Origin of the sequence: Pseudomonas sp. RIT623, assembly GCF_004519305.1 — a bacterium.
Taxonomy (GTDB): domain Bacteria; phylum Pseudomonadota; class Gammaproteobacteria; order Pseudomonadales; family Pseudomonadaceae; genus Aquipseudomonas.
The window spans coordinates 18,869-43,134 of sequence record NZ_SOZA01000003.1 but is presented as its reverse complement, the minus strand read 5'-3'; the positions used below and the strand labels follow the sequence as shown (position 1 = coordinate 43,134).

General features: G+C 66.1%; 20 protein-coding genes and 2 pseudogenes. 15 read left to right on the top strand and 7 right to left on the bottom strand.

Annotated elements, in window-relative coordinates; all coding sequences use genetic code 11:
• Nucleotides 1-51 precede the first annotated feature (51 nt).
• From E3U47_RS03525 to E3U47_RS25360, 4 genes and pseudogenes are all read right to left on the bottom strand, one after another.
• Nucleotides 52-900: a proline/glycine betaine ABC transporter permease gene (locus tag E3U47_RS03525; protein ID WP_134689627.1), complete on the bottom strand. Its 849-nt coding sequence runs from the start codon at nt 898-900 to the stop codon at nt 52-54.
• Nucleotides 897-1,913 carry an ABC transporter substrate-binding protein gene (locus tag E3U47_RS03520; RefSeq protein ID WP_134689626.1) on the bottom strand — a complete coding sequence of 339 codons (1,017 nt, stop codon included), beginning with the start codon at nt 1,911-1,913 and terminating at the stop codon, nt 897-899. Before E3U47_RS03520 ends, E3U47_RS03525 begins: the two co-directional genes overlap by 4 nt.
• 170 nt (nt 1,914-2,083) lie before the next feature.
• A pseudogene (locus tag E3U47_RS25365) lies at nt 2,084-2,596 on the bottom strand (methyl-accepting chemotaxis protein); the annotation flags it as partial.
• 345 nt (nt 2,597-2,941) lie between these two features.
• Nucleotides 2,942-3,907, bottom strand: a pseudogene (locus E3U47_RS25360) (HAMP domain-containing protein); the annotation flags it as partial.
• A gap of 587 nt (nt 3,908-4,494) precedes the next feature.
• On the opposite strand from E3U47_RS25360, the gene E3U47_RS03510 reads away from it, so the two are divergent.
• The gene (locus tag E3U47_RS03510) at nt 4,495-5,814 is read left to right on the top strand and encodes a Na+/H+ antiporter family protein (protein WP_134689624.1); all 1,320 of its coding nucleotides are present in this window, start codon (nt 4,495-4,497) and stop codon (nt 5,812-5,814) included.
• A gap of 48 nt (nt 5,815-5,862) precedes the next feature.
• Here the strand turns inward: E3U47_RS03510 and E3U47_RS03505 are convergent, their stop codons facing one another.
• Nucleotides 5,863-6,885: a FecR family protein gene (locus E3U47_RS03505; protein ID WP_134689623.1), complete on the bottom strand. Its 1,023-nt coding sequence runs from the start codon at nt 6,883-6,885 to the stop codon at nt 5,863-5,865.
• A 273-nt stretch (nt 6,886-7,158) separates the two neighbouring features.
• On the opposite strand from E3U47_RS03505, the gene E3U47_RS03500 reads away from it, so the two are divergent.
• The 10 genes from E3U47_RS03500 (at nt 7,159) to E3U47_RS03455 (ending at nt 17,226) form a co-directional block, all read left to right on the top strand.
• Entirely contained in the window at nt 7,159-7,755 is a 597-nt protein-coding gene (locus E3U47_RS03500; RefSeq protein ID WP_177414191.1) for a transposase, read from the top strand.
• A 35-nt stretch (nt 7,756-7,790) separates the two neighbouring features.
• Nucleotides 7,791-9,383 carry a ShlB/FhaC/HecB family hemolysin secretion/activation protein gene (locus E3U47_RS03495; RefSeq protein WP_134689621.1) on the top strand — a complete coding sequence of 531 codons (1,593 nt, stop codon included), beginning with the start codon at nt 7,791-7,793 and terminating at the stop codon, nt 9,381-9,383.
• 56 nt (nt 9,384-9,439) lie between these two features.
• A complete protein-coding gene (locus tag E3U47_RS03490) occupies nt 9,440-11,245 on the top strand; it encodes a DUF2341 domain-containing protein (protein WP_134689620.1) in 1,806 nt (601 codons plus the stop codon).
• 10 nt (nt 11,246-11,255) lie between these two features.
• Nucleotides 11,256-11,681, top strand: a complete 426-nt coding sequence (locus E3U47_RS03485) for a biopolymer transporter ExbD (protein WP_011534002.1) — start codon at nt 11,256-11,258, stop codon at nt 11,679-11,681.
• Nucleotides 11,682-11,689: 8 nt separating this feature from the next.
• The gene (locus E3U47_RS03480) at nt 11,690-12,364 is read left to right on the top strand and encodes a TonB family protein (protein WP_256660219.1); all 675 of its coding nucleotides are present in this window, start codon (nt 11,690-11,692) and stop codon (nt 12,362-12,364) included.
• Between the two features lie 38 nt (nt 12,365-12,402).
• Nucleotides 12,403-14,100, top strand: coding sequence for a putative porin (locus tag E3U47_RS03475; protein WP_134689619.1), 1,698 nt, complete (start codon nt 12,403-12,405; stop codon nt 14,098-14,100).
• Nucleotides 14,101-14,115: 15 nt separating this feature from the next.
• Complete coding sequence (locus E3U47_RS03470; protein ID WP_134689618.1) at nt 14,116-14,763, top strand: DNA repair protein; 648 nt, start codon at nt 14,116-14,118, stop codon at nt 14,761-14,763.
• A 28-nt stretch (nt 14,764-14,791) separates the two neighbouring features.
• A complete protein-coding gene (locus E3U47_RS03465) occupies nt 14,792-15,268 on the top strand; it encodes a YbjN domain-containing protein (protein ID WP_134689617.1) in 477 nt (158 codons plus the stop codon).
• The gene (locus E3U47_RS03460; protein ID WP_134689616.1) at nt 15,265-16,215 is read left to right on the top strand and encodes a peptidylprolyl isomerase; all 951 of its coding nucleotides are present in this window, start codon (nt 15,265-15,267) and stop codon (nt 16,213-16,215) included. The genes E3U47_RS03465 and E3U47_RS03460 overlap by 4 nt, the downstream gene beginning before the upstream one ends.
• A gap of 99 nt (nt 16,216-16,314) precedes the next feature.
• Complete coding sequence (locus E3U47_RS03455) at nt 16,315-17,226, top strand: LysR family transcriptional regulator (RefSeq protein ID WP_134689615.1); 912 nt, start codon at nt 16,315-16,317, stop codon at nt 17,224-17,226.
• Between the two features lie 128 nt (nt 17,227-17,354).
• Here the strand turns inward: E3U47_RS03455 and alkB are convergent, their stop codons facing one another.
• On the bottom strand, nt 17,355-17,999 hold the full coding sequence (gene alkB / locus E3U47_RS03450; RefSeq protein WP_134689614.1) for a DNA oxidative demethylase AlkB: 645 nt from the start codon (nt 17,997-17,999) through the stop codon (nt 17,355-17,357).
• Between the two features lie 143 nt (nt 18,000-18,142).
• On the opposite strand from alkB, the gene E3U47_RS03445 reads away from it, so the two are divergent.
• From E3U47_RS03445 to E3U47_RS03430, 4 genes are all read left to right on the top strand, one after another.
• Nucleotides 18,143-18,616, top strand: coding sequence for a MarR family winged helix-turn-helix transcriptional regulator (locus E3U47_RS03445; protein WP_134689613.1), 474 nt, complete (start codon nt 18,143-18,145; stop codon nt 18,614-18,616).
• A 30-nt stretch (nt 18,617-18,646) separates the two neighbouring features.
• The gene (locus tag E3U47_RS03440) at nt 18,647-19,840 is read left to right on the top strand and encodes an HlyD family efflux transporter periplasmic adaptor subunit (RefSeq protein ID WP_134689612.1); all 1,194 of its coding nucleotides are present in this window, start codon (nt 18,647-18,649) and stop codon (nt 19,838-19,840) included.
• A complete protein-coding gene (locus E3U47_RS03435) occupies nt 19,837-21,372 on the top strand; it encodes a DHA2 family efflux MFS transporter permease subunit (RefSeq protein ID WP_134689611.1) in 1,536 nt (511 codons plus the stop codon). Before E3U47_RS03440 ends, E3U47_RS03435 begins: the two co-directional genes overlap by 4 nt.
• A gap of 100 nt (nt 21,373-21,472) precedes the next feature.
• Nucleotides 21,473-22,219, top strand: coding sequence for an SDR family oxidoreductase (locus tag E3U47_RS03430; RefSeq protein WP_134689610.1), 747 nt, complete (start codon nt 21,473-21,475; stop codon nt 22,217-22,219).
• On the opposite strand, the gene E3U47_RS03425 is transcribed toward E3U47_RS03430, so the two are convergent.
• Nucleotides 22,216-24,249 (bottom strand): PAS domain-containing protein, encoded by a 2,034-nt coding sequence (locus E3U47_RS03425; RefSeq protein WP_134689609.1) that lies wholly within the window; start codon nt 24,247-24,249, stop codon nt 22,216-22,218. The genes E3U47_RS03430 and E3U47_RS03425 overlap by 4 nt on opposite strands.
• Nucleotides 24,250-24,266 lie beyond the last annotated feature (17 nt).

The following is a 24,266-nucleotide window of genomic DNA, read 5'->3' as shown; positions in this document are numbered from 1 at the left end:
GGGGCAGGCTCCGGTGGGTGGCATGGCGGACACCATACGCGAATACCTCGCTCAGCGCCTGGGCTGCCCGTAAGCCTGGCTGATGCGGTCGATGACCATGGCCAGGGCGACGATCGCCAGGCCCGCCTCGACGCCTTGGCCGACATTGAGGGTCTGGATCCCGGCCAGCACGTCTTCACCCAGCCCACGGGCGCCGATCATCGAGGCCACCACCACCATCGACAGGGCCATCATCACCGACTGGTTGAGCCCGGCCATGATGCTCGGCAGCGCCAGGGGCAGGGCGATGCGCCACAGCCGCTGCCAGCGCCCGGCGCCCAGGCCATGGGCGGCCTGCAGCAGCGACGGGTCGACCTGCGCCAGGCCCAGCTGGGTCAGGCGCACCAGCGGCGGCAGGGCGTAGATCAAGGTGGCGAACACCGCCGGCACCTTGCCCAGGCCGAACAGCATAAGCACCGGGATCAGGTAGACGAAGGCCGGCAGCGTCTGCATCACGTCGAGCACCGGCAGCAGCAGGCGCCGGGCCAGCGGGCGGGTGGCCAGGAGGATGCCCAGCGGCACGCCGAGCAGCACGCACAGAACAGTGCTCACCAGCACCAGGGCCAGGGTCTGCAACAGCTTGTCCCACAGCCCCAGCACGCCGATCAGCGTCAGCAGCGCGGTCAGCCCCAGGGCCCTGGCCAGGCTGCGGCTGGCGTGCCAGGCGAGCAGGCCTATCAGCAGCAACAGCAGCCACCAGGGCAAGGCGCGCAGCAGATTCTCCAAGGCCAACAGCAGCTGCAGCAAATGATCGGAGACGCTGCGCAGGTGGTCGCCGTAGTGCAGCACCAGCCAATCGACCAGGTGGTTGACCGACGGCGCGAACGAGAACTGCAAGGCTTCGGGAAAGCCGCCGCTCACAGGCCGGCCTCGACCTTGGCCGCGTTTTTGGCCGGCAGCCAGGCCTTCCAGACCTGCGGGTTGTCGCGCAGGAAGGCGATGGCCGCTTCACGCGGTTTTTGCCGGGTTTCACTCATGTGGGCCAGGGCCTTGTTCAGGGTGGCGATAGGCAAGTCGACCTTTTCGAATACCGCCACCAGCTGCGGGTAGTTGTCGCGAAACGCCTTCGACACGCCGATGGACAGTTTGGCCGGCAGTGAGCGGCTGCCCTGGGGCTTGGGGTTGGCGGCATCGGTCAGGGTGGCCCAGGCGTCGGCGTCGAACGGCGGCTCTTCAAGACGAACCAGATCGTAGCGGCCCATCAGCGGCGTAGGGCTCCAGTAATAGAACAGCACCGGCTGGCCGCGGCGAATGGCCGAGGCGATCTCGGCGTCGAGGGCGGCGCCGGAGCCGCTGCGAAAGTTGTTGTATAGCCCGTCCAGGCCATAGGCCTTGAGCTTCTGGCTGTTGACGGTCTCGGAGGTCCAGCCGCTGGGGCTGTTGAGAAAACGGCCCTTGCCGGGGGCTTCGGGGTCCTTGAACACCTCGGGGTAACGCTTGAGGTCAGCGACGCTGCGCAGCTCGGGGGCCAGCGGCTTGAGATTGCGCACCGGGTCGCCCTTGATCACGTAGGCCGGCACCCACCAGCCTTCCTCGGCGTTCTTGACCGTATCGCCCAGGGCGAATACCTGGCCGGCCTGTTCGGCCTTGACCCAGGCGGGGCTGCGCCCGGCCCACTCTTCGGCGATCACCTGCAGGTCGTTGCGTGCCAAGGCGACCTCCATGCTGACGGTGCTGCCGGGGAGGGCATCGGTAGGCAGTTCATAGCCATGCTCGACGATCAGGCGCAGGATTTCGGTGGTCAGTGCACCGCTTTCCCAGCCGATGGCGCCGAAATGGATGGGGGCGGGTTGCTCAGCGGATGCCGCGCTGTCGGTGCTGGCCAGGCCGATGGCGAGGAGCAGGCCGGCCAGTAAGGTGGGGAATTTTTTCATCGGGGCCTCGTCGGTTGCCGGTCCTTGGGTTCCGGCAGAAGTGTAGACGACGAGGGTTTTGCGCTATGGCCGATGGGCTGCGGGGTGTCTGGCGATAGCCTTGTAGCGCCTATCAAAGCGAGCGCCGTCCGCGCGGTGCTGGGTCTGACAGGCACTGCAACTCTAAAGGCTCAAACGCGGAACTGATCCATCAGTCCCTGCTGCTGGTTGGCCAGGCTGTTCAGCGACTGGCTGACCCGCGCCGATTCGTTGGCCTGGCCGCTCAGCGACTCGGTGACGTCACGGATGGTGGCGACGTTGCTGTTGATCTCCTCGGCCACCGCGCTTTGCTCCTCGGCGGCGCTGGCGATCTGCAGGTTCATGTCGGTGATCACCGTCACCGCCTGGCCGATGCGCTGCAACGCGCTGACGGCCTGGCCGACCTGCTCGACGCCGCCTTGGGCCTGACGATGGCTGCTGTCCATGGCGCCGACCACTTCCTGGGTGCCGGCCTGCAGGGCCTCGATCACCTGGCGGGTCTCCTCCACCGACTCCTGGGTGCGGCGCGCCAGGTTGCGCACTTCGTCGGCGACCACGGCGAAGCCGCGCCCGGCCTCGCCAGCACGGGCGGCTTCGATGGCGGCGTTGAGCGCCAGCAGGTTGGTCTGCTCGGCGATCGAGCGGATCACCTCGAGCACCGAACCGATCTTCTCGCTGTTGTGCGCCAGGCCTTCGACCTGGGCCATGGCGCTGCTCATGTCGGCGGCCAGGGTGTCGATGCTGGTGGTGGTGCGGTCGATCACCGCCAGGCCTTCGCGGGTGGCCTGGTCGGCTTCGCGGGCGGCCTGGGCGGCCTGCGCCGCGCTGCGGGCGACGTCCTGGGCGGTGGCGCTCATCTCGTGGGAGGCGGTGGCCACCTGGTCGACCTGGCGGTACTGCTGCTCCATGCCGGCGCTGGTCTGGGCGGCAATCGCGGCGGACTGATCGGCGGTGCCGCGGGCGGCTTGCACCGAGCGCTTCACTTCGGCGATGGTCGGTTGCAGCTTGTCGAGGAAGCGGTTGAACCAGCCCGCCAACTCGCCCAGTTCATCGCGCTTGTCGTATTGCAGGCGGCGGGTCAGGTCGCCTTCGCCGCTGGCGATGTCCTTGAGCATGGCGGCCACGCCGAGGATCGGCCGGGTCACGCCGCGGGCCATCAGCCAGACCAGCAGCAGGCCGGCAATGGCGGCGGCCAGGCCCAGGCCGAGTTCGAGCAGGGTGCCGCTGGTATTGAGGGTATCGAGTTCCTGCTTGAGGGCTTCGGCCGGGCCGGTGAGGGCATTTTCCGGTACATCCAGCAGCACGCCCCAGGGCTTGCCGCCGGGGATCGGCTCAAAGGCGGCCAGCACTTTCAGGCGTTGCTGGTCGTGAAGGATTTGCAACTTGCCGTCGGCGAGCTTGCGTACCAGTTCGCCGCCCTGGGTCTGGTCGACCTGGTCGAAACGCTTGGCCAGCAGGCCGGCGTCGGCGCTGTAGCCGGCCAGCAGGCCGACCGGGCTGAGAATGCCGACCGTGGTGCGGCCTTCGTAGAGGCTGCGGCTGGCGGCCTGGCTCAGGGCCTGCAGGCTGTTGAGGTTGATGTCGATGGACAAGGTGGCGATCACCTTGCCGTTGGCCTTGAGCGGGAACACGATGCTGGTCATCAGCACGCGCTGGCCGTCGATGTCATAGAAGTACGGCTCGACCACGCACACCGCGCCGCTGCTGCGCGGACACACCCACCAGGTATTGGCCGGCTGGCCGCTGGGGCCGATCTCGGTATTGGCCATGTCATGCTCGGGCAGGGCCATCGAGGTCAGCTGGCCGGCGCGCGGCTGCGACCAGTACAGGGCGAAGCGTCCGGTTTCGTTGCTGCCCAGCTCGCTCTGCCCGGCGAACAACTTGTCCTTGGCGTCCAGCGCGCCTGGTTCGAACACCAGCGACAGGCCCAGCAGGTCGGGGTTGGCCTGCAAGGCCGCACGCACCTGAGCGGTCATGTCCTGGCGCAGGTCGTAGGCGTCGAGGAAGCGTTTTTCCGCCTGCTCGCGCAGGAACAGCACCTGGCGAGCGAAGCCGGCGCCGTACTGGTAGGCGTCCATGAACTGGCGGCGGATGTTCAGGGCCTGTACTTCGCCCTGGGACTCGATGCGCGACTGGGCCGCTTCGGTGAGCATCTGCATGCTGCTGGCCTTGACCAGGTCCGAACTGTGGTCCATGCGGTACAGCGAAAGGCCGACGAGCAGGGTGACGATGGCGGCCAGGCACAGGCCCGCCAGCAGGGTGATCTTCCATTGGATGGAGAGTTGTCGCAGCAAAGGCATGGGGAAAATCCCTTGTAATAGGTTTGATGCTGCCGACTGTGTCGGCGCTTGTGGTTTTTTCTTTATTCAAACGTTCAATTAAAACCGTACGACCTTCGTCTATTCCCACGCCTACCAAAGAAAGGTACGGCTTTGACATCGTCCCTTTCGTGCATCAGAGTGTGCGCCCTTCAGACAAGATCCTTTAGCTTCGGCCTCTGCCTTAGGCAGCATGTCGCCGCAAGTCACGCTTTTTCTGTTTGTTTCTTGAGGTTCGTACACGAATGAATGCAGTAATCGTCGCGGTAGGGCTCATGCTGGTCCTGAGCCTATGCCGCGTGCATGTCGTCATCGCATTGATTGCTGGCGCGTTTGCCGGTGGGATGATTGGCGGGTTAGGGATCGAGGGGACGCTCAAAGCCTTCAACGGGGGGTTGGGTGGCGGTGCCACGGTAGCGTTGTCCTACGCCTTGCTCGGGGCCTTCGCCGTGGCCATCGCCAAATCGGGGCTGGCGCATGCGCTTTCCGATCAGGCCCTGTCGCTGATCAATGGACGGCGAAAGGGTGACGTGCGGGAAGTGAAGTGGGTGTTGGTGTTGCTGATCCTGGTGGTTGCGGTTTGCTCACAGAACCTGATCCCGATTCACATCGCGTTCATTCCTTTATTGCTGCCGCCACTGCTTTATGTGCTGACGCGCCTGCGTATCGACCGACGGCTGATTGCCTGTGTGATCACCTTCGGCCTGATCACGCCCTATATGTTCCTGCCGGTGGGGTTCGGCAACATCTTCCTCAATGAAATCCTGCTGGCCAATGTCAGCCGCGCGGGGGTCGATGTCAGTGAGGTGAATGTCACCAAGGCCATGGCGATTCCCGCTGCCGGCTTGCTGTTCGGGCTCGTGGTCGCGGTGTTCTTCACCTACCGGAAGAAACGCGACTACGACCTGGCGCGTATCGAGCAGGTCGAACAGGTCGGTATTCAGTACACGGCGCGAACATTACTGGTGGCGGCATTGGCGATTGTCGTGGCCTTCGTTGTCCAGCTATGGCTGGGCTCGCTGATCCTCGGCTCGCTAGTGGGCTTTGTGTTGTTCTCGCTGTCAGGCATCGTGCGCTGGAGGGAAACTGACGACCTGTTCACCGAAGGGATGAAGATGATGGCGATGATCGGCTTCATCATGATCACCGCTTCTGGTTTCGCCGAAGTCATGAAGGCGACAGGCGACGTGAACAGCCTGGTGGAGGACGCCGCTCAGTGGATCGGCCACAGCAAGGGCGTCGGCGCGCTGTTGATGCTGCTGGTGGGGCTGCTGGTGACCATGGGTATCGGCTCGTCGTTCTCCACCGTGCCGATTCTGGCGGCGATCTTCGTGCCGCTGTGCATGCAGCTGGGCTTCGACCCACTGGCCACCGTGTGTATCGTCGGCACCGCCGGGGCCCTGGGCGACGCAGGCTCGCCGGCTTCGGACTCGACCTTGGGGCCGACCTCGGGGCTGAACGTGGATGGCCAGCACCACCATATCTGGGACACGGTGGTGCCGACGTTCATTCACTACAACCTGCCATTGCTGGCGTTTGGCTGGTTGGCGGCGATGTCGCTGTAAGGCTTCGCGCCGCTCCTGCAGGCAACCGCGCGCCCTGCAGGCTGGTGCCTACAACGTGCTGGATGCCGCGCGCCCGGGCGGCGCTTTGATGTGGTTGAGCACGGTGCTGCCATCCTTGCTGCGGGTGAGGTAGACCGGCAGCACCTTGGGCAGGGTATCGACCAGGCGCTCGACCTCGGCGGTGTTGTAGATACCGCTGATGCGAATATTGCCGGTGCTCTCGTCGGCCAGCCGCAAGGGCTGCTCGAGGTAGCGATTGATCACCGGCAGGGCCTGGGCCAGGCTCAGGTTGTCGAGCACCAGCTTGCCCTTGCGCCAGGCCAGGCTGTTACCGTAGTCGTCGCTCTGGTTGAGTTCAGGCTCGAAATCGCCCTGGCGGTAGCTGGCCTGCATGCCCGGGCCCAGGCGGTAACCGCCGTTGTGGCCATCACTGCTGACCAGCACCGAGCCTTCCACCAGGGTGACCTTGACCTGGTCCTGGTACTTCCACACGTTGAACTGGGTCCCGGTGACCCGGGTCTGGCCGTTGGCGGCCCGAACGATGAACGGATGGCTGGCGTCGTGGCTGACCCTGAAGAACGCCTCGCCCTTGACCAGGGTCACGCGGCGTTCGTCCTTGAAGTTCAAAAAGCGCAATTCGCTGTTGAGGTTCAGCTCGACCCGGCTGCCATCGCTCAGATGCACCTGTTGGCGTTGCTGGGCGGCCTCGAAGTGCTGGTAGCTGTTGGGCAACCAACCTTGTTCCCAGCCGATCCAGCCGGCCAGTGGCAGGGCCAGCAGGGTGACGGCCGCCGCCGTGGCCAGTGGCTGCCAACGGCGCGCACTCCACCGGGGCGCAAGGCGTGGTGTGAGTTCGACCACCTGGGCGCTGCGGGGGAGCAAATCGGCGGTTTGCCAGATCTCCAGCATCGCCTGGTATTCCTCGGCGTGCCGTGGGTCGGCCGCGCGCCACTGCGCGAAAGCGCGCTGTTCGGCCGCCGTGCAATCTTCGGCGTGCAGGCGCATGCACCAGTGCGCGGCGGCATCGGTGATGGCATCGTCTTCGCTGGGGATGTGGCGGTCGTGGTTCATTGCGGCTCCCGGTTTTGCGGCATTCTACCCTTGGCGTGGGGTTCCGAGAACGTGTTAATGGCGAATGACTATCAATTATGCTGAATTTCCCCGTATCTGAGGTTGGGTTGCATCCGTATTCGGTTGCCGTCGTGGCAATGCGTCCAATCTCCCGCCATCCCCTGATGAACCTTTCATGACAAAAGTTCGGTAGCAAAGCGCCATCCCCGTCAAAGCCATGGAAACGCAAAGGGCGTCGGGCCACCAGGCCAGGCACAGCGTAGGAGCGGGGCGATGGGATCTATGGAACGCTACACGAAAGTGGGAATGCAGGAGCTCGACCAACGCCTGGCGAAGATCGTCGAGGCCGCGCGCAAGCAGCCGGTGTCGGTGTACCGCTATGGCGCGCCCTGGGTCTGGATCGTTTCCCAGGAAGACTGGCAGGGTGCCCTGCGCGAGGTCGCCAGTTGCGTGCCTCCCGGGCACTCGCTGGCGCTGCTCAAACCCCGCATCGAGGCGCTGCTGGCCGAGCACCAGGGGCCATTGGCGATGCTCGCCGAGCAACAGGGCATGATCATCGCCCCCCACACCCTGATGCACGTGTTGCTGTTGCAACTGTTGTATTCGGTGCCCAGCGAAAAGCAGCTCTACGAGCAGCTCACCTACAACCTGCTGTTCCGCTGGTTCGCCGGCCTGGCGCTGAAATCGCGGGTGTGGAGCTTCAGCCTGTTCAGCCATGACCTCGGCGTGCTGCTGGCCAGCCCCATGGCCGTGTCGCTGTTGCAGCGAATGGTCGACGAGGTGCTCGGTGCCAGCCTGCAGGCGATGCCCGAGTTCAGCCTCAACCTGGGCCTGCTGCACAGCTGGCTGGCACGTCACGACAACCACTAGAAACCAAACCAACTGCAGGCGCTCAAGGGGGCGGTGTGGAGCATTTTTTCTTCAAGCGATGCGGCGTTGGCGCAGGGGTGCTGCTGTGCCTGCTGTCGGCCACGGCGGTGGCCGAGGCACCGGCGGGTGCGCCTGAGCGGCGGGTCGAGATCAACGAATACGTGGTGCGCGGCAACACCGTGCTCGACGCCCAGGCCATCGAAGAGGCGGTGTACCCGTACTTAGGCCCGGACCGGACCCTGGCTGACCTGGAAGGCGCCCGCGAAGCCTTGCAGAAAAGCTACCAGGCCCGTGGCTACCAGTCTGTGTTCGTCGAGCTGCCGGAGCAGAAGGTCGAGGGCGGCATCGTCTACCTGAACGTGACCGAGACCAAGGTCGGGCGGGTACGCGTGGTCGGCGCCAAGCACTACTCGCCGGTGGAGATCCGCGAGCAGGTGCCGGCGCTGGAGGAGGGCAAGGTGCCTGATTTCGCCCAGGTCCAGGATGAACTGGCGAGCCTCAACCGTACCCCGGGCCGCCAGGTCATGCCGCTGGTGCGCGAAGGTCAGCGCCCCGGCACCATGGACGTCGACCTGCAGGTCGAGGACAAGCAGCCCTGGAGTTTGACCCTGGGCCTGAACAACGACCACAGCGCCGACACCGAGAAACTGCGCAGCATCGTCAGCCTCGGCTACAACAACCTCTGGCAGGCGGGCCACAGCGTTTCGCTGACCTGGTTCACCGCCCCAGAGGATCGCGACAACGCCGAGGTCTGGTCGGGCTCCTACGCCATGCCGCTGAGCGCACGCTGGACCTTGCAGTTCTCCGGCTACCAGTCCGACAGTGACGTGGCCACCGTGGGTGGCAGCAACGTGCTGGGCAAGGGGCATTCTTACGGCGTCTCGGCCATCTACAACTTGCCGGGCGTCGGCGCCTGGGCCCACGCCTTGTCGTTTGGCGTGGACTTCAAGGACTTCGACGAGCAGGTCGCCCTGGGCAACAGCCGTGACAAGGTACCGCTCAAGTACGCACCGATCACCCTGGGCTACAACGGCTACCGCTTTACCGAGCAGGACCAGCTGAGCCTGGGCCTGAACCTGGTGGCCGCCACCCGCAGCCTGTTCGGCTATGGCAGCGACGACCAGGCGTTCGACTACAAGCGCTTTCGCGCCGACTCCAGCTTCGCCCTGATCAAGGGCGACGGCAGCTATGGCTTCGACTTTGCCGGCAACTGGCAAAGCGCATCCAAGCTGGCCTTCCAGCTGGCCTCCGGGCCGCTGGTGTCGAACGAGCAGTTCGCCGCCGGTGGCGCCACGTCGGTGCGCGGTTACCTGGCCGCCGAGCGCACGGGTGACGATGGCGTGCTGTTCTCCCAGGAGCTGCGCACCCCCTCGATCGGTCGCTATGTCGGTAGCTACATCAGCGACTGGCGTTTCTACCTGTTCGCCGAAGGCGCGCAACTGCGCTTGCAGGACGCCCTGCCCGAACAGGACGACAGCTACAGCCTGGCCAGTGTCGGCATCGGTACCCGCGCCAGCCTCAACGACTGGTTGTCCGGCAGCCTCGACTGGGCCGTGCCGCTCAAGGACGGCCCCAACACCGACAAGAACGACCCGCGCGTGCACTTCAGCGTGCAGGCGACCTTCTGAGCTTTCGACCTAGTGAGCTTGCAACCTTCTGACCGGCATCGACCTGGAGACCTCTCATGCAACGCCTGATCTTGACCTTGCTGCTGTGCCTGGGCTTCGCCCTGCCAGGCAGCGCCAGCGCCTGGTGGCAGGACGACTGGATGTACCGCAAGCAGATTGCCGTGGACACCACGGCGCAAGGCGCCGACCTGACCCAGGCGCTGGGCCGCACGGCGCTGCTGGTGCGCCTGCACACCGGCAATTTCAGCTTCGACGGCGTCAGCGAGACCGGCGCTGATATCCGCTTCGTCAGTGCCGACGACAAGACCGTGCTCAACCACCACGTCGAGCAGTTCGACCCGCTGATGGGCATGGCGCTGATCTGGGTGGACGTGCCGCGCATCGAGGCTGGGCAGCGCCAGGAGCTGTGGATGTACTACGGCAACCCCAAGGCCCAGGCCGCCGCTGGCCAGCCGAGCTTCGACGCCGACTACACCGCGCTGTACCACTTCGACGGCGCCACGCCGCGCGATGCCAGCCCTTACGGCAATCCGCTGCAAGGGCCGACGGTCAGCGTCGATGGCGTGATTGGCCGGGCCATCCAGCTCGGCGGCCAGGCCTTGCAGTTGCCGGCCAGCGCTGCGCTGCAGCTGCCGGCCGGCGCGGCCTTCACCTTCAGCACCTGGGTGCGCCAGGACCAGGCGTTGGGCGAGCAACTGTTGCTGGCCCGGCGCGAGGCCGGGCATGGCCTGCTGCTGGGCCTGGCCCAGGGCGTGCCTTTCGTCGAGGTCGACGGCCAGCGTGCCAATGCCAACCAGGCGCTCAGCGCCGGGCAATGGCAACACCTGGCACTGGTGGGCGAGGGCGGCAACCTGAGCGTGCTGGTCGAGGGCCAGCCTGTCGCACGCCTGGCGGCCAGCCCTGCGGCCTTCAGTGGGGCAATCGGTATCGGCGGCGACCTGCCGCCAGCCGAGGGCGAGGCCGCCAGCTCCTATGCGCCCTTCGTCGGCGCCCTGGATGAGCTGCGCCTCTCTCGTGTCGCCCGCACCCTGGCCAGCCTGCAGGCCGATGTGCTGGCCCAGGGCGCCGAGTCGCGGCTAGTGGTGTACGGCGTCGACGAGGAACAGTCGGGCTTCGGCTTCGGCGGCCTGGGCTTCCTGCTCAAGGCGGTGCCGGTTGATGCCTGGGTGATCATCGCCATTCTGGTGCTGATGATGGTGCAGTCGTGGGTGATCATGCTGCGCAAGCAGCGCACACTGAACCGCGTCACGGCGGCCAACGCGCAGTTCCGTGAGCAGTTCGCCACGGTCGGCACGCGCCTGGAGCAGTTCGCCGACGATCGCGACCTGCAAGCGCGCCTGCATGACTCCTCGCTGTGGCGCCTGTACCTGGTGGCCGTGCAGGAAATTCGTACCCGCCGCGCCCAGGGCGCCGACACCACCGAGGTGTCGGCGGCCACCATCGAGGCGATCCGCTGCTCCATGGACGGCGTGCGCACCCGGGAGAACCAGGCGCTGTCGGCGAAGCTGTCGAGCCTGTCCAACGCCATTGCCGGCGGCCCGTACATCGGCCTGCTTGGTACCGTGCTGGGGATCATGGTGGTGTTCCTCGGCACCGCCATGGCCGGTGACGTCAACATCAACGCCATTGCCCCAGGCATGGCCGCCGCGCTGCTGGCCACTGCCATGGGCCTGTTCGTCGCCATCCCGGCGCTGTTCGGCTACAACCGCCTGACCACCCGCAACCGCGAAGTCAGCGCTGACATGCGGGTGTTCGTCGACGAGTTCATCACCCGCCTGGCCGAGCTACATGGCCAGGGTCAGGCAGGCGAAGCCGCGCAGCGCAGCAGCGCGCGTGGCGTCAGCCCGTCGGTTCCAGCGTGAGGGCGCAGCCATGGCATCCGTGAACAACGCCCATGACGACGACGCCGACGCGGCCGTGGACAGCATCAACATCACCCCGCTGGTGGATGTGCTCATGGTGGTGCTGGTGATGTTCATCCTCACCGCCACCGCGCAGGTCTCGGGGATCCAGGTGCAGTTGCCCAAGGCCAGCGCCTCGGTGTCGCTGGCCCAGCCCAAGACCAAGGCGATCTCGATCAACGACGCAGGCCAGGTGTTCCTCGACGCCTACCCAGTGACCTTGCAGGAGCTCGAGGACCGCCTGCGCAGCGAGAAGGCGCGTAATCCGGACTTCCCGTTGATCGTGCGCGGTGACGCCGGGGTGCAGTACCAGAAGGTGGTCGAGGTGCTCGACCTGTTGCGTCGCCTCGAACTGGCCCAGGTCGGGCTGGTGACCGGCAAGCCGAACCAGGGGTGAGGGCGGGTATGCAAGCTAAAGCCAATCCCCGTCGCCTGCTGACCTGGGCAGTGCTCGCCGTGGCTGGTGTCGGCCTGGCCTGGTTGCTGTGGCAGTGGGCCAATGACATGGCCGGGGTGCGCCGCGAGGCGCCCAAGGTGCCGGCGATCATCCCGCTGCCACCACCGCCACCACCGCCGCCGCCCGAGCCGCCGAAGGAGCCCGAGCCACCGGTGGAGGAAAAGATCGTCGAGCCGCAACCGGTGCCGGAGGCCGAGGAGGTCAAGCCGGCCGAAGAGGCGCCGGATCCGGCCCAGGACCTGGCCGATCCCATGCAGATGGACGGTGACGCGCAGGCCGGCAGTGACAGTTTCAACGTCGGCGCCGGCAAGGGTGGCGGCATGGCCGGCGGTGGCGGCGCAGGCCTGGGCAGCGGCACCTACAGCCAGTATCTGGCCTACGCCTTCCAGCGTTTGCTGCGCGAGAGCCCCGAGCTGCGCAACCTCGTTTTCAACCTGCAGGCCGAGATCTGGCTCAGCGCCGCCGGGGAAATCACCCGGGTCGAGCTGCTGCGCGGCAGTGGCGAGCCTGAGGTCGATGCCCAGGTGCTCGCCGCCCTGCGCGCCGCCCGCGCCCTCGACCAACGTCCGCCCGCCAGCCTCACCTTGCCGGTGAAGATCGCCCTGCAGGGGCGCCGGCCATGAATAACGCAACCGCACAGACCAACAGGAGTTGCACACCCATGAAGTGCCCAGTGAACCGATTGACCCTGGCGTTCGGCCTGCTGGCCGCCGCCACCGCGGTCGGTCCGGCCGTCGCCCACGCCGCGCCGTCGGAAAACGCGACCGTCAACCTGATTCGCCTGTTGGTGGAGCAGGGCGTGCTCAAGCAGGATAAGGCCGCTGCCTTGATCGCCCAGGCCGAGCGCGAGGCCCAGCAGGCGCGTGCCGCCAGTAGCGCGCCAATCGTCGCCCAGGCCCCGGCGGCCAACGGCGAGGTGCGGGTGCAGTACGTGCCGGCCATCGTGCGCCAGCAGATCCGCGACGAGATCAAGGCCGAGGTGCTGAACACCGCCAAGCAGGAACAGTGGGCCGCGCCCAATACCTTCCCTGACTGGGCTTCGCGCATCAGCTTCGACGGCGACCTGCGCCTGCGCGGTGAATCGCGCTCGTACGCCGACAGCAACAGCAACGAGATCGTCGACTTCGCCAAACTCAACGAAAAGGGCCCCTACGACGTCAACCCCAACAGCAGCTCGAGCCTGCCGCCACTGCTCAACACCCGCGAGGACCGCGACAGCATCCTGCGCCTGCGCGCGCGTTTCGGCCTCAAGGCGCAACTGGCCGAGCACTGGGTGGCGGGCATTCGCATCGCCACCGGTTCCAACAATAACCCCGTGTCGACCACCCAGAACCTCGGTGGCGGCTTCGGCAAGAAAGACCTCTGGCTCGACCAGGGTTACCTCAGCTGGAGCCCCAGCGAGCACCTGACACTCACCGGCGGGCGCATCGCCAACCCGTTCATGTCCACCGATATCCTGTACTCCCACGACCTCAACTTCGATGGCCTGGCGGCGATCTTCGACCAGCCGGTGAACCCTGACCTCAGCGTGTTCGGCACCGTCGGCGCGTTCCCGGTGCAGTACAGCGACGACAACGCCACCAGCAACGGTTTCGACAAGGAAGACAGCGACAACAAGTGGCTGTATGGCGCCCAGCTCGGCGCCAAGTGGGCTATCAACGAGCACAACCGGCTCAAGGGCGCGGCCGCCTACTACCGCTTCGACGATATCGTCGGCGAGCGTTCAAGCCCTTGCGCGCCCTGGGATGGCCAGCCCGGCTGCGACACCGACGAGACCCGTCCGACCTTCATGCAGAAGGGCAATACCCTGTTCCTGCTGCGCGATATCACGCCGAACCCGGCCAACCCGGCTGCCACGGCGCAACCGCAGTTCGTCGGCATCGCCTCGGAGTTCGAACTGCTCGACCTGAACCTGGTCTGGGACAGCGACCTGCCGCATGACTTCAAGCTGCGCAGCCAGGCCAACTACATCCACAACCTGGCCTACGACGAGGGTGAAATGCGCAAGCGCTCGGCTGGCCAACTGGCCAACAACGTCGATGAAAACGGCAACATCAAGAGCGGCAGCGATGCCTGGATGTTCCAGTTCACCCTGGGCAACGCCCTGGACATGCGCAAGGCGGGCGACTGGAACCTGTTCGCCGGTTACAAGCGCATCGAGCCCGATGCCTTGCCGGATGGTTTCAACGACTCCAGCTTCCACCTGGGGGGCACCAACGCCAAGGGTTATTTCCTCGGCGGCAACTATGGCTTGGCCGACAACGTCTACGCTACAGCGCGCTGGCTGAGCAGCGAGGCGGTCTACGGCGCGCCGTTTGATATCGATGTGCTACAACTTGAAGTCAACACGCGTTTCTAGGGAAGGAGCACGGGCATGAACAAGGGAGCTTACCGCCGTCGCTGTACCTGGCTGGTGCTGGCCCTGGGCGCAAGCCTGGCGGCCCCGGTGTCGGCCGACACCCTCGAGGAACGCTTGCGCGCTCAGCTGCGCAGCACCACCCAGCAACTCCAGGCACTGCAGAGCGAACAGGCCCAGGCCAGCGCCGCGCGCCAGGCCGCCGAGCAGCAGCGCGATGCCGCCCTGGGCCAGGTGCGCGAGCTCACCGCGCAGTTGGCCAAGGCCCGTGGCCAGAGCGAGCAACTGGCCGGGCAGCAGCAGGCCGTGCACAGTCAGGCCCAGGCCCTGGTGGCCAGCAGCAGCGCGCAACTGCACAAGTACAAACAGGCTTACGACGAGCTGCTGGGCATGGCCCGGGCCAAGGAGAGCGAGCGCGTCGGCCTGCAGGCGCAACTGGCCGAACGCGATGGCCAGGTGCAGCAGTGTCAGGCGCGCAACCAGCAGATGTACGGGGTGGCCAAGGACATGCTGGCTGCCTACGAGAAGGTCGATATCGCCGATGTGGTGAAGATGCGCCAGCCGTTCGCAGGCGCTGCCCGGGTGCGCTTCGAGGAGCTCGCCCAGGCCTATGGCGACAAACTCTACGAAAGTCAGTTCGACGCCCCCACGGGCGTGACCCAGTGACGTTTTCTCAACGCAAGGAAGTAAGCACATGACCGCAGTCACCCTGATCGAAACCGTTAGCGCCGACTCCCTGACCCAGCTGCTGCAGGACGCCGGCTGCCGGGTCAATCGCACCGAACAGAACGCCGTGGTGCAACTGCTCAGCGCCAGCCAGGGCGTAGGCTATGCCGTACGTTTCGGCAACCGTGCCGTGGGCAAGGAGGGCGAGTTCCTCGACTTCACCTTCAGTTGCGCGCTACGCATCCAGGGCGAGCTGCCGGCGGGCCTGGCCGAGCACTGGAACGCCAGCCGTCGCTTCGCCCGCCTGTCGGTGCAGGGCGAGTTCCTGGTGATGGAGCAGGACGTGGTGGTCGCCGACGGCGTCAGCCAGCAGCACCTGCTGGGCAGCCTGGTGCTGTGGGACCGGTTGCTGCAGGAACTGATCGTCTACCTGCGTGACTACAGCCGCAACGTCGCCGACCAGCAGCCCGCCCAGGTCGGCGCAGACCAAGAGCGCGCCTCGTGACGGCGCGCGCTTTCTGGGCCAGCGCTGGCGCGCTGGCCGTGGTCGCGGTGGCGGTCGCCCTGGCCTTGCGCCCGGGCGCTGAACCGGTGGCGGCGGCGCGCTCGACGTCCGTGCAGGCCACCAACGATACCGGCCCGGCCTTGGCCAGCCTGGGGCAGCAGATGGTCGGCAGCGGTGAGCTCAAGGCGCTCATTGCCCAGTTGCCCGAAGATGCCCGGGCCAACCTGCGTGGCGATCGTCCGGCCCTGGAGGCGTGGATCCGCGCGCGCCTGGCGGAAAAGGCCCTGTACCAGCAGGCCGAAGCCCAGGGCTGGTTGCAACGGCCCGAGATCCAGGCGCAGACACGCGCGGCCACCGAGCAGATCGTGCTGCGCGACTACCTGAGCTCAGTGAGCCAGGTGCCCGACGACTACCCTAGCGAGGCTGAACTCAAGCAAGCCTACGAGGCAGGCAAGGCCGGGCTGCAATTGCCGGTGCGCTACCGCTTGAGCCAGATTTTCCTGCGCCTGGAGAACCCCAGGGATGACGAAGCGGTGCGCAAGCAGGCCCAGGCCCTGGCCAAGCAGGCCCAGGCCAGCGATGCCGATTTCGCGGCGCTGGCCCGCGAGCACTCGCAGGATGCCGGCACTGCCACCAAGGGCGGCGACACCGGCCTGCAAGCCTTGGCGCAATTGTTGCCCGAGGTGCGTGGGGTGGTGCCCAGGCTCAAGGTTGGCGCGGTCAGCGAGCCGGTGCAGAGTGCGGCGGGCTATCACATCATCAAGCTGGTCGAGCAGCAGCCGGCGCGTGCGGCGACGCTCGAGGAGGTCGCCCCGCGCCTGCGCCAGGTGCTACGTGCCCAGCGCCAGGAACAGGTGGCCAAGGCCTATGTCGAGGGCATGTTCGACAGCGCCACCCTGAGTATCGATGGCGCGGCGCTCAACCAGGTACTCGAGAGCAGCCGCTGAACCTCAACAACCATGGATGAATCGGGCCTGCCCAGGCGGGCCCGCGGGAGGCGAGGGATGCCGATCGATCTGTCCCGGGGGCGACCCCCGGAAACTGCCATGCCTGTCGTTCGCTCCCAGGTGCCGTTGGCCCTGGACGAACAGACCCTCAACTGTTTTCTGGTCACCGCCCGTTGCGGCTGTTTCATGCAGGCGGCGCGGCGGCTGAACCTCAAACCGGTGGTGTTGCGCAAACGCCTGGCGGCGCTGGAAGCGCGCCTGGGCTACAGCCTGTTCGTCAACCGCAACAACAACCCGATGCTCAGCCAGCAGGGTGAACGCTTGCTGCTGGTGCTGCAGGCCCGTGAGCCTGCGGTGCCGGTGCAGTTGCCAGAGGAGGAGGGCGCCAGGGTGCGCCTGGCGGTGGCCGAGCCGCTGTTGCAGGACCTGCTGGGGCGCAACCTGATCAACTTTGTGCGCCAGCATGCGGGCATGCGCCTGGAGGTGGCCACGCTCGACGGCTGTCAGGTGCCGCGGCAAGGTGCCGACATTGCGCTCTGGCTGGGCGACTTGCAACCGCCTAGCAGCACCCAGGGTGGCGCGCCCGAGGCGTTGGCCACGCTGGACTATCTACCGCATATCGCCAAGCGCTACGCCCGCGAGGCGAATCGGCCGAGCAGCCTGTCCGACTTGCAGGACTACATGCTGGTGCAGTGGCAGGGGGAGGTCGGCGTCGAGGCGCTCAGGCCTTGGCAGGCTCTGCTGCAGAGCCGTAGCGCCGGGGTGACGCAGATCCAGGATTACGAGATGTACTGCCAGTTGATCAAATGCAGTGCCAGCGTGGGCTTGCTACCGCACTATGCCGGGCACCTGGACCGTGGCTTGCTGGCATTGCCGGGGTTGTTCCGCGAGCCGATGCGCCGCCGGGTATGGTTGGCGGTCAACGCCGATACCGAGGGCGACCCCTTGGTGCAGGTGATGCTCGCGGCGATTCGCGCGGCGTTCGACGAGCGTCGCGAGTGGTTCCGATAGCTGGGCTGGCACCCATGACGAAATCAGCCAGGCGCATAGCTGCCATGGACGGTTTCGGCCAACCCGGCCGCGTAGGAACCAGCCTTGCTGGCGAAGCAGGCGACGCGATGGATGGCCCGGCGAGGTGGTCAGCCGGCCTTGCGCAGGGTCAGGTTGATTCGCCGCTCGCCCATGCGCGGGTGCACCCCCGGCTTGATCGGCAATACCCCATGAAAGCGCAACCGGTCCTCACCGCCCCACACCAGTACATCGCCATGGTTCAGGGCGATGCGCTGGGCGCGGTCGGCGCGCTGCAGGCCGCCGAACAGGAACACCGCCGGCAACCCCAGGGAAATCGACACGATCGGCTGCCCGTAGTCCTGCTCGTCGCGGTCCTGGTGCAAGCTCAGGCGTGTGCCGGGCAGATAATGGTTGACCAGGCAGGCATCCGCCTCGAACCCCTCGAAACCGGCCAACGCCGCCGCCCGCGTGGCCAGTGCCAGCAGAATCGGCGGTAGCGCCGGCCATGGATTGCCACTGAGCGGATCCGTGGCGCTGTAGCGGTAGCCCCCGGAATCGCTGACCCAACCCAATGCCCCGCAATTGCTCAGCGCAACCGCCATGTGCTGCCCGCCCGGCGTGCGCATGTGGCGAAATGGCGCCGCGCGCAGCACCGGGCGCAGGGCGTCGAGCAGGGCCTCAAGCTCGGCCAGGGCGAAGCCGGGCAGCAGCACGGTATGGCTGGCCAGGCGTTGCGGCTGGGGGCCGAACAGGTCGAGGTCGGACTGAATCATGGCGCGCATCAACAGAGCGGATGTCGAGCATTCTATCCTTTCCAGGGGATGTTTCATGAAATTTTAATTAGTCAGCTAATCAAGTCTTTGACAATTACTGCCTAGGCAGTAATATTTGTACACAATTATCCGGACAGGTCCCCATGTCTCATTTCACACCGGAAAACTTCCAGACTTGCACCATCGGCATGCTGCTCGGTCGCGCCGCGCTGCTCAAGGACCGCATCCTCGACTGCCACCTGGAGGCCGATGGCGTCACCGCCGCCCAGTTCAAGGTGTTGGTTATCGCCACCCAGTACCAGGTCGACACGCCCGCCGAGCTGTGCCGCTACCTGGGCCTGGACAGCGGGTCGATGACGCGCATGCTCGACCGCCTCGAACAGAAGGGCCTGGTGCTGCGCAAGCGCTGCCCCGACGACCGTCGCCAAGTGCGCCTGGCCCTCACCGCCGACGGCCAGCGCTTGGCCGATCGCCTGCCTCTGGTGGGGGCGGCGGCGATGAACGAACTGGTCGGCGTGCTGCAGGCTGAAGAATTGCAGGCCCTCGAGGGCCTGCTGGCGAAGATCCTGCTGCACGCTGGCGACCCCCTGACGATCCGCCGCTTCGCCGATCGTTGATCCTAAGCCACTCTTTTCCAAGGTATTGTCATGGCTACTCCCGCCGACACTTCCCCCCCGGCCGTCGCGCCGGACAACACGCGCAAGCGCAAGGCCTGGCTGTTGGCCCTGCTGCTGCTGTTAATCCTTGCCGGGGCCGGCACCTGGGCCTGGTACAGCCTGATCGGGCGCTGGCATGAAAGCACCGACGACGCCTATGTCAACGGCAACGTGGTGGCGATCACCCCGTTGGTGACCGGCACTGTCACCAGCATCGGCGCCGATGATGGCGACCTGGTGCATGCCGGCCAGGTGTTGCTGCAGTTCGACCCGGCCGACAGCGAAGTCGCCTTGCAGGCGGCCGAGGCCAAGCTGGCGCGTACCGTGCGCCAGGTGCGCGGGCTGTACAGCAACGTCGATTCGCTCAAGGCGCAACTGGCCACCCGCCAGGCCGAGCTGCAAAAGGCCCGGCAGGACTACAACCGCCGGCGCATTCTCGCCGACAGTGGCGCCATCGCCGCCGAGGAAGTGTCCCATTCGCGCGATGACCTGAGCGTGGCCGAGGCCGCCGTCAACAGTGCCCGCCAGCAACTGAACACCAGCACCGCCCTGGTCGACGACACCGTGGTTTCGTCGCATCCCGAAGTCATGGCCGCCGCCGCCGACCTGCGCCAGGCCTACTTGGACCATGCCCGTACCACCTTGGTGGCGCCGGTCACCGGCTACGTGGCCAAGCGCACCGTGCAGTTGGGCCAGCGCCTGCAACCGGGCAGCGCGACCATGGCGGTGATCCCGCTGGATGAGGTGTGGATCGACGCCAACTTCAAGGAAACCCAGCTGCGCGACATGCGTATCGGTCAATCGGTGCAGATCAGCGCCGACCTGTACGGCAGCGAGGTCACGTACAACGGTACCGTCGACAGCCTTGGCGCCGGCACCGGTAGCGCCTTCGCCTTGCTGCCGGCGCAGAACGCCACCGGCAACTGGATCAAGATCGTCCAGCGCGTGCCGGTGCGTATCCACCTCGACCCCGAACAGCTCAAGGAGCACCCTCTGCGCATCGGCCTGTCCACTGTCGCCGAGGTCGACCTGCACGACCAGAGCGGCCCGGCCCTGGCTCAACAACCGCCGCAGCAGGCCAGCTACACCACTCAGGTGTATGACCGCCAGTTGGTCGAAGCCGACCAGCTGATCGCCCGGCTGATCCACGACAACAGCGCCACCGGCAAGACGGCCCAGCGATGAGCCAGCAGGCACCCGCGCAGTTCACCCCGCCGAGCCTGCTACTGACCACCATCGGCCTGTCGCTGGCGACCTTCATGCAGGTGCTCGACACCACCATCGCCAACGTGGCGTTGCCGACCATCTCCGGCAACCTTGGCGTGAGCTCGGAGCAGGGTACCTGGGTGATCACCTCGTTCGCGGTGAGCAATGCCATTGCCTTGCCGCTGACCGGCTGGCTCAGCCGGCGCTTCGGCGAGGTCAAGCTGTTCATCTGGGCCACGCTGCTGTTCGTGCTGGCCTCGTTCCTGTGCGGCGTCGCCCAGTCGATGCCGGAGCTAGTGCTGTTTCGCGTGCTGCAAGGGGTAGTGGCCGGGCCGTTGTACCCGATGACCCAAACCCTGCTGATCGCCGTGTATCCGCCGGCGAAACGGGGGATGGCCCTGGCGTTGCTGGCGATGGTCACGGTGGTGGCGCCCATCGCCGGGCCTATCCTCGGTGGCTGGATCACCGACAGCTACAGCTGGCCGTGGATCTTCTTCATCAACATCCCAATTGGCCTGTTCGCCGCTGCCGTGGTGCGCCAGCAGATGCGCGCGCGGCCAGTGGTCACCAGCCGCCAGCCGATGGACTACATCGGCCTGCTGACCCTGATCGTCGGGGTCGGTGCGCTGCAGGTGGTGCTGGACAAGGGCAACGACCTGGACTGGTTCGAGTCGTCGTTCATCGTCATCGGCACGCTGATCTCGGTGGTGTTCCTGGCGGTGTTCGTGATCTGGGAACTGACCGATCGCCACCCGGTGGTCAACCTGCGCCTGTTCGTGCACCGCAACTTCCGTATCGGCACCCTGGTCCTGGTGGGCGGTTATGCCGGTTTCTTCGGCATCAACCTGATTCTGCCGCAGTGGCTGCAGACGCAGATGGGCTACACCGCGACCTGGGCGGGCCTGGCGGTGGCGCCGATCGGCCTGCTGCCGGTGCTGATGTCGCCGTTCGTGGGCAAGTACGCGCACCGTTTCGACCTGCGCGTGCTGGCCGGGGTCGCCTTCCTGGCGATCGGCACCAGCTGTTACATGCGTGCTGGCTTCACCAACGAGGTGGACTTCCTGCACATCGCCCTGGTGCAGCTGTTCATGGGGATCGGCGTGGCGCTGTTCTTCATGCCGACCTTGAGCATTCTGCTCTCGGACCTGCCACCGCAGCAGATCGCCGACGGCTCGGGGCTGGCGACCTTCCTGCGCACCTTGGGCGGCAGTTTCGCCGCCTCGCTGACCACCTGGATCTGGATCCGCCGGGCCGACCAGCACCATGCCTATTTGAGCGAGCACATCAGCAGTTTCGATCCGGCCACCCGGCAAACCCTCGAGCAGTTGGGCGGTGCTGGGCCGCAGGGGTACGCCAAGCTGGAGCAGATCCTCAACAGCCAGGCCTACATGATGTCGACGGTGGATTACTTCACCCTGCTGACCTGGGTGTTCGCCGGGTTGATCCTGCTGGTATGGCTGGCCAAGCCGCCGTTCACCGCCAAGGCCGGCCCCGCCTCGGCAGGCCACTGAGCACAGGCGCCAGCAAGGCTGGCGCCTGCAGTTACTCATTGCTCCTGACAGATCTTTTCCCCTAGTCTTGTAGGTCTATTCCGCGCAACTTGGAAGACTCATGGACAAGGTTATCGTCATCACCGGTGCCAGCCGGGGCATTGGCGCCGCCACCGCGTTACTGGCGGCGCAACAGGGTTACCGCATCTGCATCAACTACCACGCCGATGACCAGGCCGCCGAGGCGGTGCTGGCGCAGGTTCGCGCGCTGGGCGCCGAGGCCATCGCCGTGCGCGCCGACGCCAGCGTCGAGGATGAGGTGGTGCGCTTGTTCCAACGGGTCGACCAGGAACTGGGCAGGGTCACCGCGCTGGTGAACAACGCCGGCACGATCGGCCAGCAGAGCCGGGTCGAGGACATGTCCGAGTTCCGCTTGCTCAAGGTAATGAAGAGCAATGTGGTCGGCCCGATTCTGTGCGCCAAGCACGCGCTGCTGCGCATGGCCCGGCGCCATGGCGGGCAGGGTGGGGCGATCGTCAATGTGTCATCCGTGGCCGCACGCCTGGGCTCGCCCAACGAGTACGTGGACTACGCCGCATCCAAGGGCGCGCTGGATACCTTCACGGTCGGCCTGGCCAAGGAAGTGGCGGGCGAGGGGGTACGGGTCAACGGTGTGCGGCCTGGCTACATCCACACCGGCTTCCATGCCTTGAGCGGTGATCCCGACCGTGTCACCAAGCTCGAGCCGGGCCTGCCGATGGGGCGCGGTGGTCAACCCCAGGAGGTGGCCGAGGCCATCCTCTGGTTGCTGTCGGACAAAGCCTCGTATTCGACGGGTAGTTTCATCGACCTCAGCGGTGGCCGTTAGCCCAGCAGCGTGATGACCCTGTCGACCAGGTCGGGCAGCTCGAAGGGCTTGAGCAGGACCTGGGTGCGCGGCGGCAGCCTACCGTCACCCTGTGCGGCGCTTTGGTCATAGCCGGTGATGAACAGTACCGGCAAATCAGCAAACCGGGCACGGCAGCGCTCAGCGACTTGCCGGCCGTCGAGCCCCGCGGGCAGGCCAATGTCGCTGATCAGCAGTTGCGGCACATAGCCGCTTTCCAGCAGCTCCAGCGCGGCGGGGCCATGTTCCGCGCGTTCGACGCTATGACCGAGCTCTTCGAGCACATCGCCGATGACCATGCGCAGCGCGGCCTGGTCTTCGACCAGCAGGATCCGGGCTGCGGCGCGTTGCACCTGGGCGGGCGCCTCGCTGGGCGGACGCCGTGCGATGGGTGTTTCGCCGTGGCGCGGCAGGTACAGGTCGACCCGCGTGCCAGCGCCTGGGCTGGAGGTGATCTGCAACTGACCACCGGACTGGCGCACGAAGCCATAGGCCATCGATAGCCCCAACCCTGTACCCTGGCCCAGCGGCTTGGTGGTGAAGAACGGATCGATGGCTTTTTCCTGCACCTCTTGCGTCATGCCGCGACCATTGTCCTGGACGCTCAGGCACAGGTACGGGCCGCAGGGCAGGTCGAGGGCTAAGGCTGTGCTGTCGTCCAGCCAGCGGTTGTCACACTTGATGTCGATCATGCCGCCGGCCGGCAGGGCGTCCCGGGCGTTGATGCACAGGTTGAGCAGCGCGCTTTCCAGTTGCGGCGGGTCGATGAAGGATGGCCACAGCTGGGCATCGCACTGCACCTGCACGCTGATGGCTGGCCCGACACTGCGATGGATCAGCACCACCATGTCCTTGACCAGTTGGCCGACAGCGGTGGCCTGGGGCAGCAAGGTCTGGCGCCGGGAGAAGGCCAGCAGCCGGTGGACCAGTGCGGCGGCGCGCCTGGCCGAGTGACCGGCAGTGTCGAGCAGGGCCGGGATCTCGGCCAGACGCCCCTGCTCCAGGCGTTGGCGCAGCAGTTCCTGGGCGCCGAGCATGCCGCCCAACAGGTTGTTGAAATCGTGGGCAATGCCGCCGGTGAGTTGGCCTACTGCTTCCATTTTCTGCGCTTGGCGCAGGGCTTCCTCGGCCTGGAGTCGACGTTGCTGTTCATCGACCTGGCGGGTGACGTCGTAGATGAACAGGCAGGCCCCGGTGATCCTGCCGCTGCTCTCGCGCAGCGGGTTGAAGCGCAGCTCGAAATGGCGCAGGCGGGCACCACGGCCGTACTCGATGGTCTCGATGTAGCTTTCGCCAGCCAGTGCCCTGCGCCACATGGCTTCAGATCGAGCACGCTCTGCGGGGAAGTTGGCGAGGCGCTCGGGCAGGCTATCGCCAGCTTTGAGGCGATGTCCGAAGAGGAATTCGAAGTCTTTCACCGCACGGTGGTTGACGGCCAGCAAGCGCAGTTCGGTATCCACCACCTGGACACGGGCCACGCTGTTCTCCACCAGCTCGGCGAACAGGCCGCGCTCGGCCAAAGCCTCGGCAACCCGCTGTTCGAGCTGATCATTGAGTTGTTGCAGGGCGTCTTCGGCACGCCGCCGCTCGGTGACATCCTTGAACAGTACCGCCACTTGGCGACGTTCGGCTGGCTCGATACGGAAAGTGGTGACCGACAATACCCTGCCAGTGGCCACCAGCTCCTGCTCGAACTGCAGCGGCTTGCCCGTGCGCAGAACCGCACCGTAGCGCGCCACCCAATTGTCGGCCTCGTCGGGCACCATCTCCCGCAGCTTCTGCCCGACCACATTGGCAATGCCGGCATGGCGGGCGTAGGCGGCGTTGGCCACTAAATGCACATAGTCACTCAACGGACCGTGGGGGCCATCGAAGAACTCGATGACGCAGAACCCCTCGTCCATGGTGTCGAACAGGAAACGGTACAGGTTGTCGTCGCTTTCCCGCTGGGCCAGGCGGGACTCGAGTTCGGCGTTGCGCTGGCGCAACGCGAGGATTTCACGTTCGGGCATGCAGGGGTCCGGGGCTG